The organism is Streptomyces rhizoryzae (genome assembly GCF_023155275.1).
Lineage (GTDB): Bacteria > Actinomycetota > Actinomycetes > Streptomycetales > Streptomycetaceae > Streptomyces > Streptomyces rhizoryzae.
In genome coordinates, this window is the sequence record NZ_JALMUV010000016.1 from 101529 (window position 1) to 120237 (window position 18709).

16 protein-coding genes and 2 pseudogenes are annotated in these 18709 nt (G+C 72.1%); 14 read left to right on the plus strand and 4 right to left on the minus strand.

Annotation, left to right across the window (positions count from 1 at the left end):
* Positions 1–66: 66 nt before the first annotated feature.
* Positions 67–1221, minus strand: a complete 1155-nt coding sequence (gene wecB, locus MUU72_RS15535; RefSeq protein ID WP_248013838.1) for a non-hydrolyzing UDP-N-acetylglucosamine 2-epimerase — start codon at positions 1219–1221, stop codon at positions 67–69.
* A 492-nt stretch (positions 1222–1713) separates the two neighbouring features.
* Here wecB and MUU72_RS15540 point away from each other — a divergent pair, with 492 nt between their 5' ends.
* The 8 genes from MUU72_RS15540 to MUU72_RS15575 are packed head-to-tail and all read left to right on the plus strand — an operon-like array spanning position 1714 to position 9218.
* Entirely contained in the window at positions 1714–2913 is a 1200-nt protein-coding gene (locus tag MUU72_RS15540; RefSeq protein WP_248013876.1) for a DegT/DnrJ/EryC1/StrS family aminotransferase, read from the plus strand.
* Positions 2910–4085: a glycosyltransferase family 4 protein gene (locus MUU72_RS15545; RefSeq protein WP_248013839.1), complete on the plus strand. Its 1176-nt coding sequence runs from the start codon at positions 2910–2912 to the stop codon at positions 4083–4085. Before MUU72_RS15540 ends, MUU72_RS15545 begins: the two co-directional genes overlap by 4 nt.
* Before the next feature lie 53 nt (positions 4086–4138).
* Complete coding sequence (locus MUU72_RS15550) at positions 4139–5239, plus strand: hypothetical protein (RefSeq protein WP_248013840.1); 1101 nt, start codon at positions 4139–4141, stop codon at positions 5237–5239.
* 26 nt (positions 5240–5265) lie between these two features.
* The gene (locus tag MUU72_RS15555) at positions 5266–6576 is read left to right on the plus strand and encodes an aminotransferase class III-fold pyridoxal phosphate-dependent enzyme (RefSeq protein ID WP_248013841.1); all 1311 of its coding nucleotides are present in this window, start codon (positions 5266–5268) and stop codon (positions 6574–6576) included.
* 14 nt (positions 6577–6590) lie between these two features.
* Positions 6591–7580 carry a dTDP-glucose 4,6-dehydratase gene (locus tag MUU72_RS15560; protein WP_248013842.1) on the plus strand — a complete coding sequence of 330 codons (990 nt, stop codon included), beginning with the start codon at positions 6591–6593 and terminating at the stop codon, positions 7578–7580.
* Complete coding sequence (locus MUU72_RS15565; protein ID WP_248013843.1) at positions 7562–8209, plus strand: HAD family hydrolase; 648 nt, start codon at positions 7562–7564, stop codon at positions 8207–8209. The genes MUU72_RS15560 and MUU72_RS15565 overlap by 19 nt, the downstream gene beginning before the upstream one ends.
* Positions 8206–8505, plus strand: coding sequence for a hypothetical protein (locus MUU72_RS15570; protein WP_248013844.1), 300 nt, complete (start codon positions 8206–8208; stop codon positions 8503–8505). The genes MUU72_RS15565 and MUU72_RS15570 overlap by 4 nt, the downstream gene beginning before the upstream one ends.
* Positions 8502–9218: a GNAT family N-acetyltransferase gene (locus MUU72_RS15575; protein ID WP_248013845.1), complete on the plus strand. Its 717-nt coding sequence runs from the start codon at positions 8502–8504 to the stop codon at positions 9216–9218. The genes MUU72_RS15570 and MUU72_RS15575 overlap by 4 nt, the downstream gene beginning before the upstream one ends.
* 490 nt (positions 9219–9708) lie before the next feature.
* On the opposite strand, the gene MUU72_RS15580 is transcribed toward MUU72_RS15575, so the two are convergent.
* A complete protein-coding gene (locus MUU72_RS15580; RefSeq protein WP_248013846.1) occupies positions 9709–12492 on the minus strand; it encodes a helix-turn-helix transcriptional regulator in 2784 nt (927 codons plus the stop codon).
* Positions 12493–12787: 295 nt separating this feature from the next.
* Here MUU72_RS15580 and MUU72_RS15585 point away from each other — a divergent pair, with 295 nt between their 5' ends.
* From MUU72_RS15585 to MUU72_RS15605, 5 genes and pseudogenes are all read left to right on the plus strand, one after another.
* Complete coding sequence (locus MUU72_RS15585; RefSeq protein ID WP_248013847.1) at positions 12788–13045, plus strand: hypothetical protein; 258 nt, start codon at positions 12788–12790, stop codon at positions 13043–13045.
* Positions 13046–13171: 126 nt separating this feature from the next.
* A complete protein-coding gene (locus MUU72_RS15590; protein ID WP_248013848.1) occupies positions 13172–14086 on the plus strand; it encodes an MBL fold metallo-hydrolase in 915 nt (304 codons plus the stop codon).
* Positions 14087–14108: 22 nt separating this feature from the next.
* Complete coding sequence (locus MUU72_RS15595) at positions 14109–15602, plus strand: carboxylesterase/lipase family protein (protein WP_248013849.1); 1494 nt, start codon at positions 14109–14111, stop codon at positions 15600–15602.
* A gap of 24 nt (positions 15603–15626) precedes the next feature.
* Positions 15627–15872, plus strand: a pseudogene (locus MUU72_RS15600) (RidA family protein); the annotation flags it as partial.
* 189 nt (positions 15873–16061) lie between these two features.
* Entirely contained in the window at positions 16062–16682 is a 621-nt protein-coding gene (locus MUU72_RS15605; protein ID WP_248013850.1) for a flavin reductase family protein, read from the plus strand.
* 76 nt (positions 16683–16758) lie between these two features.
* Here the strand turns inward: MUU72_RS15605 and MUU72_RS15610 are convergent.
* A pseudogene (locus tag MUU72_RS15610) lies at positions 16759–16983 on the minus strand (NAD-dependent deacetylase); the annotation flags it as partial.
* A 60-nt stretch (positions 16984–17043) separates the two neighbouring features.
* Here MUU72_RS15610 and MUU72_RS15615 point away from each other — a divergent pair.
* The gene (locus MUU72_RS15615) at positions 17044–17616 is read left to right on the plus strand and encodes a helix-turn-helix domain-containing protein (protein ID WP_248013851.1); all 573 of its coding nucleotides are present in this window, start codon (positions 17044–17046) and stop codon (positions 17614–17616) included.
* Between the two features lie 18 nt (positions 17617–17634).
* Here the strand turns inward: MUU72_RS15615 and MUU72_RS15620 are convergent, their stop codons facing one another.
* Entirely contained in the window at positions 17635–18687 is a 1053-nt protein-coding gene (locus MUU72_RS15620; protein WP_248013852.1) for an NAD(P)/FAD-dependent oxidoreductase, read from the minus strand.
* Between the last annotated feature and the right edge of the window lie 22 nt (positions 18688–18709).

Here is an 18709-nt window from a genome sequence, read left to right on the forward strand (position 1 = left end):
TCCTCGTGGGTGGTCCAGGCATGTGGGTCAGGCCGGGACGTGCGGGGCGTGCCGGGCCGGGCTCCCTCACCGGCTCATCCGGAGGCCGGCCGGCTCGTCGGGGGAGCACGGCCAGCGTTCGCGCAGCGCCGCCAGACACCGTGCCGCTGCGTCCCCGTTGCCGTAGCAGGTGATGCCCGGACGCCGCATCGCCTCGTATGCCCGAGGGTCGTCGAGCAGCCGGCCGACCTCTTTGACGATGAGCGCCGGATCGGTGCCCACCAGCCGGGCGCAGCCCGCCGCGACGCCTTCGGGCCGCTCCGTGCGGTCCCGCAGCACCAGCACGGGCGTCCCCAGCGTCGGCGCCTCTTCCTGCACCCCGCCGCTGTCGGTGAGGACCAGCGTGGCCCGGTGCATCAGGTGGATGAATTCGGCATAGCGCAGCGGTTCGCAGAGCAACACCTGGGCGAAGGAGGAGAGATGCCGGTGGAAGACGCGACGGACATCCGGATTGGGGTGGAGCGGGATGACGCACCGCAGTGCGGGCCGGGCGCGGCACAGTTCCGCCACGGCGGCGGCCACCCGGGCCATGGGAGCGCCCCATGATTCCCGGCGATGCATGGTCAGAAGAAGGGTCGGGTGGCCTTCGGCGAACGGCACGGACGGGTGATACGCAGCTCGGCCGGGGTGGGCCAGCACCAGGTGCAGGGCGTCGATCACCGTGTTCCCGGTGACGTACACGTCGTCCGAGGGCACCCCTTCGGCGAGCAGGTTCGCCGCGGCACCGGCGGTGGCGGCGAAGTGCAGAGCGGCGAGCGGGGTGATCAGCCGCCGGTTGATCTCCTCGGGGAACGGCTCGAACCGGTCCTCGGTGCGCAGGCCGGCCTCCACGTGGGCGACGGGTATGCGCTCGCAGGCCGCGGTGTAGGCGGCCGCGAACGCGGTCGTGGTGTCCCCCTGTACCACGACGACGTCGACACGTTCGTCGAGCAGGGGTTTCCTCAGTTCGTGGATGATGCGGCTCGCCATGGTGGTGAGCCTTTGCCCCGGGCGCATGATGCCGAGGTTGTGCCGCGGACGAAGGCCGAAGAGGCCGTTGATTTCGTCGAGCATGTCCCGGTGCTGTCCGGTGGTGATGACGACGGGCTCGACGCCGGAAGCGGCGTCGAGCGCCAGCACCAGCGGTGCGAGTTTGATGGCTTCGGGGCGAGTTCCGTAGACGATCCCCACGCGCAGGGGCATGTGTTCCTTCTCTCCGGCGCCGAACAGCGCAATGCTGAACGGGAAGTCGGCTTACAGTTCGCTGAGACTTTCGGCCTGAAGTGACCTGCAAAGGATTCCCTGGAATTTCCCGTCAACCGGCTGATTCCTCTTTGCCGATGGGGTGCCGAGCGGGTGAATGGCCGAGTGATACGGCCCATAACCGCACCGGCATGCGCATGCCTTGTCCGGTAAGGGCCGGCAGGTCGGGATCTGGTTAGCTTCACACACACCCGGTGTTCGGTCAACGAACCGTCAAAACCCCGATCGTTGGCCCTTGCGCGACGCTCTGCCCGCTGTGCTAGCGTGCGGCGCAGCCCGGCTGGGATACCCGAGTCGATATCCGCCGGTGAGCGATTGACGAACGGCACGTTCTTTCTCAGGTCTGTCATGACTGTCCGACACGCACCCCGTTTCCGTGGGTGCGTGAACAATCTCGGAAAAGGGAGATCGGGGGCCCGTGTGAACCATGCCATGCACATCGTTCCGGCTGCCGGAGGAGATTCACTCCTTTCGTTCGGCCGCCCTGTCTATGACGAACGCGAGGTGGCGGCCGTCGTAGCCGCCCTGGGGTCCGGGGACTTGGCCACGGGGGCCATCACCAGGGAATTCGAGACCGAATTCGCTGAGTCTTTCGGCTTCGCACACGCACGCGCGGTGACGTCCGGCAGCACCGCGAACCTCCTGGCCGTCGCGGCCATGCTCGAACTCGGCCGGGCCCGGCCGGGGGACCGGGTCGTGGTGTCCGGCGCGACCTTCGTCAGCGCGGTCAGTCCGGTCGCCCAACTCGGCCTGGTCCCGGTGTTCGTCGACGTGGCCGCCGACGACGTCAACACCGACCTCGACCTGGTCGAGCAGGCCGTCGTCGAACACGGCGCACGCGGCGTTCTGCTGCCGCACACCCTCGGCCAGGCGCTGCCGATGGACCGCCTCGCCGGGATCAAGCGCCGCCACGGTGTCTTCGTCATCGAGGACTGCTGCGAGTCGTTGGGGGCCGCCGACGGAACAACCCCGGTGGGCGCCGCCGCCGACGTGGCGACCTTCAGCTTCTACGCCGGCCATCACCTCACCATGGGGGAGGGCGGCGTGGCGGCCGGGCACTCCGCGGAGATCGATGCTGTCCTGCGCAGCCTGCGTGCCTTCGGCCGGAACCCGGACTACCGTCTCGGACGCTTCGCTCACCCGGTCGGCGACCGCCCCCTGGCTCCGGAGGAGCGGTACATCCACCTCAGGCTGGGCTACAACGCCAAAATCACCGATTTCCAGGCCGCGTTCGGCCGGGTGCAGCTCACGCGCCACAGGGAACTTGCCCAGCAGCGACGGGAGTTGGCCGCCGGCCTCTCCGCGGTGCTCCGCGAGTTCGGCTGGACCGTGCTGGGCGATCCGGTCGCGCCGGGCGCCTCCCCGTTCGCGGTGCCGGCCCTCCTGCCGGACGGCCTGCCGCTCACCCGCGCCGTCGAGGTACTGCTGGAGCACGGCATCGACCCCCGCGGGTTCCTCGGCGCCTCCCAGGCCCACCAGCCCTGCTTCGACGGCGTGCCCACCGTTCTCCACGAGCCGTACGTCCACACGCGCACGCTGGCCGAGCGCGGGCTGCTCCTGGGCTGCCCGCCCCGCACCGACCACGCCGCGGCCCTCAAGGCGCTGCGCGGAGCCCTGGAGGCGCTGTCATGAAGATCCTGCTCGTGGCGGAGAAGTATCCCCCGATCGTCGGTGGCGGCGAGACACACCTCCACCAGCTGGCGGAGGGGCTGGTGGCCCGTGGCCACGAGGTGACGGTGGCCACCGAGGCCGTCCCCGACGGTCCGGAGCGCCGCTTCTACCGTGAGGGGGCGGTGCGCCTGCGCGAACTCACCGGGCTGATGGACGCCTGCCAGCGCCTGGACGCCAAGGCGGCGGTGGCGGGCCTGCACTCCGTGTTCGCCACCAGCGACGCTGATGTCATCCATGTCTTCAACTACGTGCCGGCGCTCCTGACCAGCTGGCTGCGGCCGGCGGTCCGCGCCAGGCTCGCCGTCTCGCTGTTCGAGACGCACATGCCGGGGCAGCGGGTCTTCGACCTCTGGGGCGACTATCCGCTGGAGCGGTCCCTGCAACGCGGGCTCGTCGACAACCTCCGGGCCGACGTGATGGTGTGCGGTTCCCAGGCATACCGGCGCTGGGCCCTGGACGCCGGCTTCGCGGACCGGGACATCCACGTCGTGGAGTTCGGCACCGACCTCGACCGCTTCCGCGAGGACGCCGCCGCCCGGGCCCGCTGGCGCACCCGCCACGGCGTCGCCGAGGACGAGACGGTCTTCCTGGTCCCCGCGCGGCCCGTACCCCGCAAGTGCATCGAGGACGCGGTGGCGGCGCTGGCCCGGCTGGCCGCCCGGCATCCGCGGACCCGCCTGGTCCTGACCACCCCGACCGCGCGCACGCTCGACTCCTACGCCGACAAGCTGCGCGCCCTGGCGGGCGAACTCGGAGTCGCGGAGCGGGTGATCTGGGAAGAGGGGCTCTCCTGGCACGACATGCCGACGCTGTTCTCCGGGGCCGACGCGGTGGTCCTGCCCTCCTCCCACGAGGGGTTCGGCATCGCCCTCGTGGAGGGGATGGCCGGCCGGCGTCCCGTGATCACCTCGGACATCGAGGGCCACGACGAGGTCATCGACCACGGGCGCACCGGATTCCTGTACCCGGCGCGCGATGTCGGGGCACTGGCCCGGTGCATGGAGCGCGTCGTCACCTCGGACCCGGCAGACCTCGTGACGGCGGCACACGCCGAAGCGGTGCGCCGCTTCTCGTCCGCGGCCGTCGCCGCCGGGCACGAACGCGCCTACGAAGCGGCGTGTGCCCGGCGGTGACCGGCCCCGGCGCAGCGCACCAGCCAGCCGACCCCACGACCGAAGAGCGGGATATGAGCACACACCATGCCCTGGCCCACCAGGCCGCGCCGGTCCGCCCCGAACGCGCGGGCCACCTGGCGCAGGCACTGTCCGCCTGGCTCCGAGGCGGCGCAACCCAGCGGCCTGACGGCGCCTACTGCGGATGGCAGGCACCCGACGGACGTCTCTCCTACCCGTATCCGGAGATCACCGGGTACATCCTGACCTTCTTCGCGCACGAGACGCTGAACGCGTCCGACCGGCAACGGGCGGACGCCGCGGCCTCGTGGCTCGCCGACCGCCTCGACGGCGGAGACTACTCGTGCCGCCCCGACCACGGTGACGGCGCGGTCTTCCTCTTCGACATCGGCATGATCACCCACGGTCTGCTGTCCTACGGCCGACGCGTCGACGACCAACGGCTCCTCGCCGCGGGACGCGCCGCGGCACGGTTCCTGCTCGACCACCTGCCGCCCACCGGGCACCCCCACCCCCTGGCGTCCGGGAAACGACCGCCCACGGCCGAGCCGACGTGGTCGAACTCCGGCAGCGCCCACCTGCTCAAACTGCTCCAGGCACTGGTGAGCGCGGACGACGCGGGCGTCAGGGGAGCCGACGCGGCCGCCGGGAGGCTGGTGGACGCCCTGCTCGCCGAGCCCCGCCCGACCGCCGGAGCACCCGTCGTGACCTGCCCGGGCAGCGAACTGATCAGCCTGCACGCCGCGTGCTACGCCGCCGAGGGCCTGTGGGTCTGGGACACCGCGCGCCGCCGTCCCGAGGCCCGGGAACGCGCGGTCCGGATCACCGAGTGGGTGTGGCGGCAGCAGCTCGCCCAGGGCGGCTTCCCCACCTACGCCCACCGCACGGGCGGCCCCGCCTCCGACCGGATGCAGTCCGACGTGCTGGCCCAGGCGATCCGCCTGGCCGGACTGCTGGACCTGCGGCCCGACGGGTTCGACGCGGCGGTCTCGACGCTGGCCGCCAGCATGTACACAGCGGACGGCACGGCAGCGGTCCTCTACTGGCCCCAGGCCGCGGAACCGCACCGCAACTGCTGGAGCTCCCTGTTCGCCTGCCAGGCACTGCGCCTGTGCGGCGGCACGGCCGGTCTGGCCTGGCACGAACTGATCTAGTCGCGCCCCTGCGAAAGGCTCACGACATGAGTGACTCGGTCCTGCTGTCGACGCGTCAGCCACTGCCCCCGATCGACTACAGCCACGCGGCGGGGGCGTGGATCCACACCGCCGACGGCGACCGCCTGCTGGACGCCGCCAGCGGACTGGTGTGCGTCAACATCGGCCACGCCCATCCGCACGTGGTCGAATGCCTCGCACGCCAGGCCCGCACCGCCACGTTCGCCACCCCCGGGGCCCTGCTCCCGTCGGTGCAGGAGGAGCTGGCCGTACGGCTGACCGAAGCCGTCAACAGACCGGGGGACGGGGTCAGCCTCTCCTGCTCCGGAACCTCCGCGGTGGAGCTGGCCATCTCCTACGCCCGGCTCATCCAGCGCCGGCGCGGCCACGACGGCAGGCACCGCATCCTCACCGCCCGGCTCGGCTACCACGGCAACAGCGCGCTGACCCTGGGACTCTCGGGGCACCGCCGCCGACGCCCGCACCCGGACGACGCCCTGGGCCTGGCGCCGGCCTTCGACCCGCCCTACCCGGGGCAGCACGCCAACTGCCCCCACGAACGGTGCCGGGCGAGCTGCGCGGACTCGGTGGCCGAGGCCGTCGACCGGCTGGGCGCCGGCTCCGTCGCGGCCGTGCTCATCGAACCGGTCAACGGCACGACGGGCGGCGCCTACGTGCCACCCCCCGGCTACCTGGCGGAGCTGCGCCGGGCCTGCCACGACCTCGGCGTACTGGTCATCCACGACGAGGTCCTCACCGGCCTGGGCCGGACCGGCCGGCCGCTCGGCTCGGACCACTGCGCCGACGCCGCGGCGGACATCGTGGTGCTCTCCAAGGGCCTGTCCGCCGGCTACGTCCCGCTGTCGGCCGTGCTGGTGAACCCTGCCGGGGTGGCCGAACTGCGCACCTCCGGACGGCCGTTGCCGCTGATGGGCACCATGTCGGCGACGCCCCTCCAAGCCGTGGCGGGGCTCGCGGTACTGGACGTGCTCGCGGAGATCGGGGCGCTGGACTCCACCCGGCTGCGGGGCGGGGACGTCACCGCCGCCGTACGGGCGGTGGAGGGACTGCCCGTGGTGAGGGAGACCCGTGGGGTGGGCTACTTCCACGCCGTGGAGCTGGCGCCCGGCACGCAGACCGCCGTCCTGAAGGCCGCCCGCGACGAACGCCTGCTGCTGTACCCCTTCAACGGTTTCCACCCCGATGGCACGGGCGAGGGAGTCATCGTCGCTCCGCCGCTCAACTCCTCCCCGTCCGAGGTCGACTTCCTGTCGGACGGCCTGCGGCGTGCGCTGGAACGCGTATCCGCCCGGTCCGAAGCCCCCTCCCACCGCTGAAAGGCACCCTCGTGATGTCACCCACGACCACGCACTGGGCGGGACGCCCGGTGCTCGTCACGGGAGCCGACGGATTCATCGGTTCCCACCTCACCGAAACGCTGGTGAGCCGCGGGGCCAGGGTCACCGCGGTCGTCCGGCGCGTCTCGGCCGGGCAGGTGACGAACCGGCTGCGCAACCTGCCCGCCGCGGCCGTCGACGCCCTGGAGCGGGTCGTGCACGTCGATCTCGCGGGACCCTCGGCGGTCGACGTGCTCAGCCGGGTGGAGGCCGACACCTGGTTCCACCTGGCCGCGGACGCCTACGTACCGGCGTCGCTGGACCAGCCGGCCGACGTGGTGCGCACCAATGTGATGTCCACGCTCAACGTCCTACAGGCCGCCCAGGCACGGCAGCCCGCACACCTTGTGGTGACGAGTTCGAGCGAGGTCTACGGCAGCCAGCAGGAGGCGATCACCGAGGGGCACCCGCTGGAGCCGGCCACGCCCTACGCGGCGTCCAAGGCGGCCTGCGACCGACTGGCCTGGTCCTGGCACCACACCTACGGGCTGCCGCTCACCATCGTCCGGCCGTTCAACTGCTACGGGCCCCGCCATGTCTACGACGCGGTGCCGCTCTTCCTGGCCAAGGCGCTGCGGGGAGAGCCGATCACCATCAACGGCAGCGGCGAGCAGACGCGGGACCTCACCTTCGTGACGGACACCGTCGCGGGGTTCCTGGCGCTGGCGGAGCTGCCGGCCGCGGGCGAGGCGTACAACATCGGCACGGGCACGGACCACCGCGTCCTCGACGTGGCCCGCGCCATCGTGGAACTGACCGGTTCCCGCAGCGACCTCGTGCACGGCCCGGCCCGCGCCGGCGAGGTCCGCAAGCTCCAGGCCGACCCCGCGAAGCTCACCCGGGCCACCGGCTGGCGTGCCGAGTACGACCTGGTCAAGGGCCTGGCGGCCAATCTTGAGTGGATGCGGGAGCACGTGGAGACGGTATGGCCGACACGATCCTGATGGACGCCGGCGGCGTGCTCTTCAACAACGTCACCGAGGAGACGGACTTCCTGGACCGCCTGGCGTCGCACCACGGTGCCGACACCGACCGGCTGCGGAACGAGATCGACGCCCGCGACGCCGCGTACGAGACCGGGCGCGCCCATGTCCACGACGTCCTGCGCGAGGCCCTCGCCGCGGCCGGGGCCGATGCCGCGCCGGACGCCCGGTGGCTGGACGACCTGTACGGCGACTGCGTGGCCGCCCACCCCGGAGCGTTCACGGCGATCGACGCCATCCGGCGGCACCGTCCGGACGTGCAGCTGGTGCTGACGAACAACGAGGCCGCCCACTGGGACCGGGTCAAGGACGACCGGTACGGGCACCTCGGACGCTTCGACGTCGTCGCCTCGTCGTGGCGGGTCGGCGAGGTCAAGCCCACCAGGGAGTTCTTCGAGGCCGTCGCCCGCCGGTGCGGTCGCCCCCTCGACAACGCCGTCCTGCTGGACGACAACCCGGACGTGCTGGCCGAGGCCGCACGCCAGGGACTGCGTACGCTGCATGTCGACGCGCCCCGGACGCTGCCCGAGGCGGTGGCCGGCCTCCTCCATTTCACCCTCACCGAGGCCGACATGAAGGACCGCACATGACCGCCCGCGCCCCTGAGGACACCCCGGCCGCGCAGGCCGGACACGGTCGCCGCGGCCTGCCGGGCCGGCCCGGTGCGGCCCGCGCTGTGGGCCGGCTCTCCACCCGCCGCCCGGTCTTTGCCGAGGGGGACACGTCCGGGAGCTTCGCCGCACAACTGCGGACGGTGTCCGACCGCCCGGCCGCCGTCCCCACGGACGGCGCCGGTTCCGGCAGCCTCGCCCACCTGGGGGATGACGAGACGCGGGCGGTGCTCGCCGCACTGCTCGGCCGGATCCGGGGCGGGTCGCTGCGATGACCACTGCCCTCGACCCGGCGGAGAACCTCGCACGGCTCCAGGCACGGACGCTGTTCGTGATCCGCGGCGGCAGGCTCACCGCGATCAACGACGTCGGACGGCCCGCACCGCCCCGGTGCTTCCTGTCGTACACGGCCTGGGGCGTGGAGGCGTGGTCCAGCAGCGCGGTGCCGGCGGACCTCGACGACGAGCTGCGTCGATGGGCGGCGGACCAGCCACCGGCCGTCCTGTCCCGGATCGTCGGCCCACCGGCAGAGGTGGTGCGGCTGCTGGCGCGGCACGGCCCGGTGACGCGGACCTTCGTGGGCCCGGCCTTCGTCGTGCCCGACTCCGCCGGGGAGCCGGCGGTGCCGGGCATGACCCTGCGGGACTGCGGCCCGTCGACGGCGCCCGTCTTCCGTGACACGTTCCCCGAGCTGGCCGACTCGATCGCCGAACGGCAGCCGGCCGTCGCGGCGTTCGACGGGGAACGGCCGGTCGCTGTCTGCTGTGCGGCCCGCGACAGCGGCGCGGCTTACGAGGCGGGCACGGAAACCCTGCCGAGCCACCGAGGGCGCGGTCTGGCTCCGGCTCTGGTGACCCGCTGGGCCCGTCTGGTGCGCGCCCGGGGCGCCAGGCCGCTGTACAGCACCGAACACGACAACCTCGCCTCCCTGGCCGTGGCACGGCGCCTGGGCATGACCCGGTACGCCGTCAACGTCACCCTCCTCTGACGCCCCTGGCCACCACCGAACCGCCGCCCGCCGCACCCTCCACGACCGAGGCCGGCGGTGGAACGGGGGCGCCCACCCGGCGATCTGGAGTGGTCCGCCGAGGCCGCCACCGCCTGGGACGACATCGAGCAGGCCGCCACCCACACCTTCGCTCCCTCCGAAGCCGTCGTCTGGCCCAGGCTCCGGATGAGTCCGGTCCCCACGTGGCGGGTCGGGGTCAGCGCGTTCCTCGCGAACAACCCCGGCCTGTGCGACCCCTCCTGGGGCGCGGCCACCGACGCGGAACCGGAGGCTGACGCCGACTACCGGCCCGACGCGGGCTACGGCGGGGTCCCGGGGCGCCCTGTGCCGCGCCGCCGGCCGGCGGACGAGGACGGTTGCACCTTCTCCGGTCACCGCGCCGCCCTGTACGTCAGAACCGCTGCCCGCACGGGATGGCCTGCGTGTTCGTCCGGGGCCCGTCAGCGTGTACCCGAAGCGGATTCGGCGGTCAGCTCTGGACGCCGGTACCCGACAGGCTGCCTTCGAGTACGTCGCGGAGTTGCGAGCGGGCGGTGACGCCCAGCTTGGGGAAGACCCGGTAGAGGTGGGAGCCGACGGTGCGCGGTGAGAGGAACAGTTTCTCCCCGATCTCGCGGTTCGTCAGGCCCCGGGCGGCCAGCTGGACGATCTGCTGCTGCTGGGGGCTGAGTTCGGTGAAGGCGCTGGGTGCGGCGATGGTCGCCTCGATGCCGGCGGCGCGCAGTTCCGCCTGTGCCCGCTCGATCCACGGCCGGGCGCCCAGCCGCTGGAAGGTTTCCAGGGCGGCGCTGAGCAGGGGACGTGCCTGGGCGATACGGCGCCGGCGGCGGAGCCATTCCCCGTAGTCGAGCCGGGTCTGGGCCCGTTCGAACGGCCACTGCTCACCCGCGGGCCGTGCGAGCGCCGCCTGGAAGAACGGCTCCGCGTGCTCGGGATCCGCCAGCAGGGCGCGGCCCCGGTCGATCAGGGCGGCCACCCGTGCCGACACGCCGGTACCGAGCCGTCGCGCCGCCCGCTCCAGCAACTCCGAGGCGTGCTCCTGCCGACCTCGGCGGACGGCCGCGGCCGCGAGGTCGGCCAGGACGGTGTAGGAGGCGTGGTAGTGGACCGGATCGCCGTCGTCGGTGAACGCGGAGCGGAACTGTGCGTATGCGGTGTCGTAGTCGCCCTCGGCCACGGCCGCCAGTCCCAGGGCCCGGCGCGCGAAGACCGCCACCGAGCGGCTCTCCAACGGGTCGACGAGGGCCAGGGCTCGCTCGGCGAGCCGGCGCGCGGCGGCCGGGTCGCCGAGCAGGCCGACCACCGTGGCGTCGAGTGCCCAAGCACACGCCTCGGCGTGGTCGAGTCCGGCCGCCGCGGCCATGGCCGCGATGTCGGCCGCCACCGAGCGGGCCTCGGACCATCGGCCCTGATCCAGGCGGGTCCAGCCGGCCGCGCACGCCAGCCCGTCCGGGACCGGGCCGTGGACCTGCCACTGGTCGAACGCCTCGTCGAAGGTCTCGGCGGCGAGCGTGGTCCGGTCGAGCAGCCAGGCGACGATGGCCAGCGCGGTCAGGCGCCGGGCGTCGCCCTTGGCCTCGGCGATGAGCTCCGGCAGCACCGGAGCGAGGGACGCTCCCGCGCCGCTGGGGTCGGAGACGGCCAGCACCCAGGCGCGCAGCGCCGTACCGGCGGCATCGTCGGGTACGCGGGAGAGCAGGCTCTGGATCTGTCGCTGCTGGGACTCCTCGCCCGAGTAGTAACGGACCACCGCCGCTGCGGCCAGTGCGTCGAGTACGAGGGGCGACCGGGCCCCCGCCGCCGTGTCCGCGACCCGCATGAGCAGGGCGAAGGCCGCTGTGTGGTGGGGGCCCAGGGACATGAGCCGGCCGGTGGCCAGCGCGGCTTCGCCCAGGAGCGACGGGTCGTCGGTGCACGCGCGGACCGCGGCGGCCAGGTGTTCCACCCAGCCGAGTTGACCGGTGAAGACGGCACCGGCAGCGGCTTCGGTCAGCAGGCGCGCCCGGTCCTCGCGCCGCGGGCTGAGCTCCGCGGCGCGCTCCAGGGCCGCGGCAGCGGCCGCAAAGCCTCCTCGGCGCCGGGCCCGGTCGGCCGTCCGCTGCAAGGCGGCCGCCACGTCCTGGTCAGGGCGCACCGTCGCGGCGGCGAGGTGCCAGGCGCGGCGGTCGGGCTCCTCGCGCAGCAACTCCGCGAGCGCGAGGTGCGCCCTGCGGCGTTCCTTGAGCGGCGCGGCGTGGTAGACGGCTGAGCGGACGAGCGGGTGACGGAAGGAGATCCCGGCTCCGTCCTGGCGTACGAGACCGGCTCGATCCGCGGGTTCCCATGCCTCGTCGTCCGCCTGCGGGAGTCCCATGGCGGCTGCCTGCGCGTCCGCCGCGTCGGCGGCCGCGAGGAGCAGCAGGATGCGGCGGGTCGGTTCCGGCAGGTCCGCCGCGTGCCCCGCGAAGATCCGCTCCAGCCGGTCGGTGACCGGCAGCGGGCCCTCCACGTGACTGCCCTCGGGGGGCCGGACCGCGGTGGCGTGGGCGAGTTCCACCAGAGCCAGCGGGTTGCCGGCCGCTTCCTCAAGGATCCGCAGGCGGGTCCGGCCGGTGGGCGGCGCGGGCTGCCGGTCGAGCAGCCGGTTGGCCGCCTCGCCGTCCAGCGGGCCGAGTGCGAGGCGCTCGTACCCCTTGTCGAAGCCGGGTAGCGCGGCCGCGGTGCGGACTCCGAGCAACAGCGTCACCGGCTCGCTGTCCATGCGTCGCGCCACGAAGGAGAGAACGTCCAGTGATCCGCGGTCGATCCACTGCGCGTCGTCGACCACCACCAGCAGCGGTGCCGTTTCCGCCAGGTCCGACAACAAGGTCAGAACCGCCAGGCCGACCACCATCGCGTCGGGAGCCTCGGCACACTCGTCGAGTCCCAGGACGGCACGGAGCGCGGCGCGCTGCCGCGACGGCAGGCCCTCCGCCGCACCGAGCACCGGGCGGAGCACCTGATGAAGACCGGCGAATCCGAGGTGCGCCTCGGACTCGCTCCCCACCGCTCGCAGCACTCGGCCGCCCGCCCCGTGTGCGTGATCGGCCGCGATGTCGAGCAGCGTGCTCTTTCCGGCACCGGGGTCACCCGTGACGACCAACACGTCACTGCGGGACCGACCAGCGCCGACATGCCGGATGATTTCCGCCGTCTCGCTCTCTCGGCCCACCAGCGGCAGACCGGAATGGCGCGTCGAGCGCTGGCCCCCACGGACCCATCCATCATTTTCCACGCATGCCCCAGGGAATTGAAATACCCCAGATACTAGCGGGGGAGAACCGGGCAGCGCCCGCGGCGGGAGCGGACTCCGGGCCGCCCGGAAGCGCAGCGGACTCGAAGCTGCTCAGGATCATGCAGTCACGTGCCGCATACCCCCGGCCGTCCGTCCGGCCACAGAATCGGGCAGCGGGCACGGCTGTGCCTTTCCCGGCCGACGGGCAGGCACGGCCGGGCGCCGCCGGTGGCGTCCTGCCCTCACGAACGGGGAGCGCGCAGGCCGTCCCTCTCGCACGGAAGGCGCTGTCGTGGTGACCGGATGCTCGTGGCTGGTCGGACTCGGGCTCCGTACGTCGTGCGGTCGGCTCGTACACCACTTCTCCGTGGTCGACGGCATGGCCGATCCCGGGCAGGCCCGCCAGGCTGCTCTTGAGCGGGCGAACGACCCGAGCGAACGCGCGGTGCACGGAACCCTGCGACTCGACGACGGCTGTGTCGAGATGCGCCGGATGTCGCGTGACCTCCCGGGCGCCTGGCGGCTGTCCGTCCCGAGTCCGCGCACGGCGTAGCAGCGGCGCCCGCCCTGCGCCCGCCCGCTCAGGGCCCGGCGCGCAGATGCAGTCATGTGACGGATACCGCGCCGGCCGGCGCCGCTCGTACGGTTGACCAAATCCTACGAATTTCAAGGGTATTCCATGGAACAGATCATCCTCGGCAATGTCTCTCTCACCCGGGTGTGGGAATATTTCGGCCCCGTCGATATGGCACCGGACGCTTTCTTCCCGGAAAGCTCCAAGGAAATCTGGGAAGCCGGTACCGACTGGCTCGCGCCGCATTTTCTGAATGCCGAGACCAACATCGTGAATTCCGCGATCCAGACCTGGCTGTTGCGCAGCGAGGGCACGACGATCCTCGTCGACACCGGCGTGGGCAACCACAAGGAGCGTCCCTACGCCCCGGTGTGGAGCCACCTCGAAACGGACTTCCTCGCCAACCTCGCCCGAGCCGGCGTCCAGCCCGAGGACGTGGACATCGTCATCAACACGCACCTCCACATCGACCACGTCGGCTGGAACACCTACCTGGACGGGCGGCAGTGGGTGCCCACCTTCCCGAACGCCACCTACCTGATGCCCAAGGACGACTTCGACTTCTGGAATCCGGAGAACGGGCACCAGCCGCTGCTCGGCCGCGGCAACCAGAACGTCTTCGAGGACAGCGTGGCCCCGGTCCACCAGGCCGGCCGCACGCAACTGTGGGAGCACAGCCACCGGATCGACGCGAACCTGCGCCTGGACCCCGCTCCCGGGCACACCCCCGGCTCCTCCGTCCTGACCCTCACCTCCGGGGCGGACCGCGCGGTGTTCGTCGGCGACCTGCTGCACAGCCCGGTGCAGATCCTCGAACCGGACGCCAACAGCTGCTTCTGCGAGGACCCCGCCGAAGCCCGCGCCACCCGCCGCAAGGTGCTCGGCTGGGCCGCCGACAACAACGCCCTCGTCATCCCCGCCCACCTGGGCGGCCACGGCGCCACCGAAGTCGTACGGGAGGGGAGCACCTTCGCCATCAAGGGCTGGGCGCCCTTCGCCCCGTACCCCGAGCAGGGCTGAAGCGCGCGGAAAGGCACCAGAGATGAGTCACTACCCCCAACCCGTCGTGACCACCGCGCAGGGAGCCGTCCGCGGCCTGCGCCAGCACAACGGAACCGCCGCCTTCCTGAACATCCCCTACGCCGCCCCGCCCCGCGCCGCCGGCCGATTCGCGCCGGCGCAGCCGCACGAGCCGTGGGACGGCGTACGGGACGCCACCGTGCCCGGCCCCACCGCACCGCAGTCCGAGCGCACGCTCGGCCGCATCGACATGGCTCCCTACTTCGGCACCGGCTGGAGCCGCGGCGAGGACTACCTCACCGTCAACGTCTGGACGCCCGCCGCCGCGCAGGGCGGCCTGCCCGTGATGGTGTTCGTCCACGGCGGCGGCTTCGTCGCCGGTTCGACGCGGTCCGCGCTGTACGACGGCTCCGCCTTCGCCCGTGACGGCGTCGTCCTCGTCACGCTCAACTACCGGCTCGGGATCCCCGGATTCCTCCACCTCCCCGGGGCCCCCGCCAACCGCGGACTGCTCGACGTCGTCGCCGCGCTGCGCTGGGTGCGGGAGAACATCGCCGCGTTCGGCGGCGACCCGGACAACGTCACGCTCTTCGGCCAGTCGGCCGGGGCCACCGTCGTCGGCGGCGTCCTGGCCACCGCGGAGGCCGCGGGACTTCTCCGCCGGGCGATCGTGCAGAGCGGCAGCGGGCTGGGCGCGTTCACCACCGAGCAGGCAGCTCGCGTCACCGCCGCAGCCGCCGAGGCCCTGGGCGTCAAGCCGCAGGTGGACGCCTTCGCGGAGATCCCCGATGAGCGCCTTGTGGATGCCGCCTCCCAGCTCGCGGGCATCGACCTGCGGACCGCCACCCACCACGACCCGCTGCTCGGCCTCAGCCCCTTCAGCCTGGTCCTGGACACCCAGCCCGCCGTATCCGTCGCCGCCGGACACAGCTCCGGCGTAGACCTGCTCGTCGGGACCAACACCGAAGAGGGGCTCCTCTACCTGGTCCCCGTGGACAAGTACGCCTCCTCGACCGCCGAGGACGTGCACGACACGGCGGCGCGCTCGCACCCGAACCCGGCGCGGCTCGTCGAGACGTACCGCACCACACGTCCCGGGGCGTCCTACGGCGAACTGCGCTCGGCCATCATGGGCGACGCGCTGTTCGGCGCGGGCAGCCGGGCCCTGGCCGCCGCCCACGCCGCGCACCCCGGGTCCGCGACCTTCGCCTACGAGTTCGCCTGGCGCTCGCCCGCCCTGGACGGAGAGCTGGGTGCCACGCACGCGGTCGAGCTGCCCTTCGTCTTCGATCTCACGCACCTGCCGGAGCTGCTCGGTCCCGCCGCCCTGCTCGGCCCCGACAAGCCCCCGGCGGATCTCGCGGCCCGCCTGCACGAGACCTGGATCCGGTTCGCCACCACCGGCGACCCCGGCTGGGACCCGTACGACACCGAACGCCGGGCCACGATGCACATCGACGCGGAGTGGTCCCAGGTCGACGACCCCCGCAGTCAGGAACGACAGGTCTGGAGCTGACGCCCGCACGGGTTTCGCCTGCTCACCCCCGCCGAGCAGACCGCACAGACCCTGCGCGACGTCACCGCGGGCCTCAAGGCGGCCGGCGCCGGCCTGGAAGACGTCGTCATGCTCCGCGTCTGCCTCACCGACCCCGCCCACCTGCCCGAGCCGAACGAGGCGTACGGTGCGGCCCTCGGCGGGGTCCTCCCCGCCCGCACCACCGTCTCCGTGCAACTCCCGCCGGGACTGCTCGTCGAGATCGACGCCCTGGCAGTGCTGGACGACTGATCCAGCCACAGAGCAGGGCCGGTCCGGCGCGGCCCCCCTCCCGGGTGGTGGGCAGGGCGGCGGCCGGCGCGGTGTCGGCTACCGGTGCTCGATGGGTCCGGTACCACGCGCTTTCCGCTGAGTGCCGCACCTCGGCGGTGCTCTGGATCCTCGTGGAATCCCCGGCTCCGCGGGGGGATACTGATCGCTATGCGAGTTGACTTCGATCCTGCCGAGATGCCCCGTAACGACTTCTACAAGCTGTTGACCGCGACGGTCGTGCCGCGACCGATCGCCTGGGTGTCGACGATCAACCCGGACAACGATTCCAGCAACCTGGCCCCGCATTCCTTCTTCAGCATCGCCAGCGTCGCGCCGCCCGTGGTGATGTTCAGCTCCGTCGGGCGCAAGGACACGCTCCGGAACATCGAAGCCACCGGTGAATTTGTCGTCAACTTCACGCCGGAGGAGCTCTTTGAGCAGATCAATGACACGGCTACGGATTTTCCGCGCGGGGTGAGCGAGTTCGAGGCGGTCGGGATCGAGTCCGAGCCGAGCCTGCGGGTGAAGCCGCCGCGCGTTGCCGCCTCGCCGGTGGCGCTGGAGTGCGAACTGCACAGTACGGTGCGGATCGGTGACGGCAGTGTCGTATTCGGGCGCGTGGTGCACGCGGTGATCTCGGAGGACGTACTCGTCGACGGCCACCCCGAAATCGAGAAACTCCGGCCGCTCGCACGGTTGGGAAAGAACGAGTGGGGGACGGTCGGCGGACTGCGTGATCTGGCGCGTGTCCGCCACGAGGACTGGCGGGGGCCCGCGGCCGACCGCTAGGGGGTGTCCGGCGATGAGCCGGTAAGCGGAGGAGGAAAGGGGGAGGAGGGGAAGGAGACGCGGATGGCGAGGCGCGGCTACCGATCGGCTCGCGAACGGTCTCGTCGGCCCGGTCGTCGTACGGCGTCGGCTCGACGTTCACCACCACGAGCCGCGCGCCGTGGTCCGCGGCGGTCGCTGCCGGCTGCACCTGAAGGGTGGTCCCCACCGCGAGGAACACCGCGCAGACCTTGGCGATCTCCCATGCCTGCGCCAGCACCTCTGGGGCGAGCCGCTCGCCGGACGTCACCGTCGCGGACTGCTCAGTTGCTGCTCGAACTCGCATTGGAAGGGGCCATGCCGTTTCGGGCAGTATCAGGGTGTGAACAGCGCGAAGAAGGACGTTCTGGATGCGGTCGGGCCCCGTCTGCGGGAGCTGCGTCGCCGGCGGGGGATCACGCTGGCCGAGCTTGGCCAGCGGACCGGAATCAGCGAGAGCACGCTGTCTCGTCTGGAGGGCGGCAGTCGCAAGCCGACTTTGGAGCTGCTGCTGCCACTCGCCGAGGTGTACGCGGTGCCCCTCGACCATCTCGTGGGCGCGCCCCGTACGGGAGACCCGCGCATTCACCTGCGCCCGGTGACCCGGGGAGGCATGACGTTGGTGCCGCTGAGCAATCCTGGTGGCGCCCAAGCTTATAAACTTCTCATTTCACCCACGTCCCAGGGTGAGCCGGAGCTGCAGACGCACGACGGTTTTGAGTGGCTCTATGTGCTCGCCGGCCGGCTCAGGCTGCTGCTGGGCGAGCAGAGCCTGAGCCTCAAGCCGGGCGAGGCCGCGGAGTTCGACACGCACGTGCCGCACTGGATTGGCGCCGACGGCGACCAGGCCGTTGAACTTCTCATCCTGCTCGGACGCCAGGGAGAACGGGCCCACCTCCGGGTCCGCGCCACCTGACCCGGTCGCGGTAGGGGCTCAGTTACCGCCGGGGAGGGAGCCCGGTCGGTGTGCACGGCTGCCCTGCACCCGCCGCCGAACCTCGGCCTCCATCGCCCCGCTGAATACTTCACCGTCCTTCGCCGCGCGGGCGGCGGCTTCCGCGTCGGCCTTCAGCAAGTCCATGTGGATCGCGGCGGCAGCGGTGGTGCCGGCTGCTGCCGCGGCGGGAACCCCGGCCAGTACATCGCTGACGTTCCCCGCGGCCCACACGCCTTGCACTCCGGTGAACCCGGAGGCGTCCACCTGAAGCTGCTCCCCCAGGCCCATGGGGTGTTCCTGCATCGTCACGCCCAGCTCGCGCAGGAAACCGGCGCGCGCGAGGAACCGGGGGGCGACCACCAGTTGCCGGACCGGCACCACCCTTCCTGACGCCAGCCGCACACCCGCCAGCTGGTCCTGGCTGTCGACCTCGATCCCGGTGGCCTCGCCGTCGACCACGCCGACACCGAGAGCGGTCAACTGTTCCCACTGTTCGTCGGTCAGTTCCGTTGCGGTGTGCAGGAACAGCGTGACGTCCTTGGACATCTGACGGAACAACAGTGCCTGGTGGAAGTTGCCGAGCACCCCGATGGCCGTGTCCCGGACTTCCCAGCCATGGCAGTACACGCAGTGCAGTACGTCCCGCCCCCACCGTTCGGCCAGCCCCGGCACGTCCGGCAGCGCATCGACCAAACCAGTGGTCACCAGCACTCTGCGCGTGTGTACGCGCTGCCCGCCCTCGGTGACGACCCAGAAGCCCGCGGCGTGCCGGGAGATCCGCGCGACCTGACCCGACACGATACGACCGCCGTACGAAGCGACCTCCTCGCGCCCGAGCCGCAGCAGTTCCAGGGGAGAGATGCCCTCGCGGCCGAGCACTCCGTGGGCGCCGGCAGCCGGAGCATTGCGGGGCTCACCCTTGTCGATCACCAGAACCGACCGGCGCACCCGGGCCAGCGTCAAAGCCCCGGACAGGCCGGCGGTCCCACCGCCGACCACCACGACGTCCCAGGTCTGTTCACCGTCTTGCATCAACTCGAACTCGCTCATGCCCTCAGCGTGCGACGGCGCC

What these genes read in the sequence shown, in the direction of transcription:
- wecB (WP_248013838.1), bottom strand. Translation starts at nt 1,221, where the DNA reads ATGCCCCTGCGCGTGGGGATCGTCTACGGAACTCGCCCCGAAGCCATC.
- MUU72_RS15540 (WP_248013876.1), top strand. Translation starts at nt 1,714, where the DNA reads ATGCACATCGTTCCGGCTGCCGGAGGAGATTCACTCCTTTCGTTCGGC.
- MUU72_RS15545 (WP_248013839.1), top strand. Translation starts at nt 2,910, where the DNA reads ATGAAGATCCTGCTCGTGGCGGAGAAGTATCCCCCGATCGTCGGTGGC.
- MUU72_RS15550 (WP_248013840.1), top strand. Translation starts at nt 4,139, where the DNA reads ATGAGCACACACCATGCCCTGGCCCACCAGGCCGCGCCGGTCCGCCCC.
- MUU72_RS15555 (WP_248013841.1), top strand. Translation starts at nt 5,266, where the DNA reads ATGAGTGACTCGGTCCTGCTGTCGACGCGTCAGCCACTGCCCCCGATC.
- MUU72_RS15560 (WP_248013842.1), top strand. Translation starts at nt 6,591, where the DNA reads ATGTCACCCACGACCACGCACTGGGCGGGACGCCCGGTGCTCGTCACG.
- MUU72_RS15565 (WP_248013843.1), top strand. Translation starts at nt 7,562, where the DNA reads ATGGCCGACACGATCCTGATGGACGCCGGCGGCGTGCTCTTCAACAAC.
- MUU72_RS15570 (WP_248013844.1), top strand. Translation starts at nt 8,206, where the DNA reads ATGACCGCCCGCGCCCCTGAGGACACCCCGGCCGCGCAGGCCGGACAC.
- MUU72_RS15575 (WP_248013845.1), top strand. Translation starts at nt 8,502, where the DNA reads ATGACCACTGCCCTCGACCCGGCGGAGAACCTCGCACGGCTCCAGGCA.
- MUU72_RS15590 (WP_248013848.1), top strand. Translation starts at nt 13,172, where the DNA reads ATGGAACAGATCATCCTCGGCAATGTCTCTCTCACCCGGGTGTGGGAA.
- MUU72_RS15595 (WP_248013849.1), top strand. Translation starts at nt 14,109, where the DNA reads ATGAGTCACTACCCCCAACCCGTCGTGACCACCGCGCAGGGAGCCGTC.
- MUU72_RS15605 (WP_248013850.1), top strand. Translation starts at nt 16,062, where the DNA reads ATGCGAGTTGACTTCGATCCTGCCGAGATGCCCCGTAACGACTTCTAC.
- MUU72_RS15620 (WP_248013852.1), bottom strand. Translation starts at nt 18,687, where the DNA reads ATGAGCGAGTTCGAGTTGATGCAAGACGGTGAACAGACCTGGGACGTC.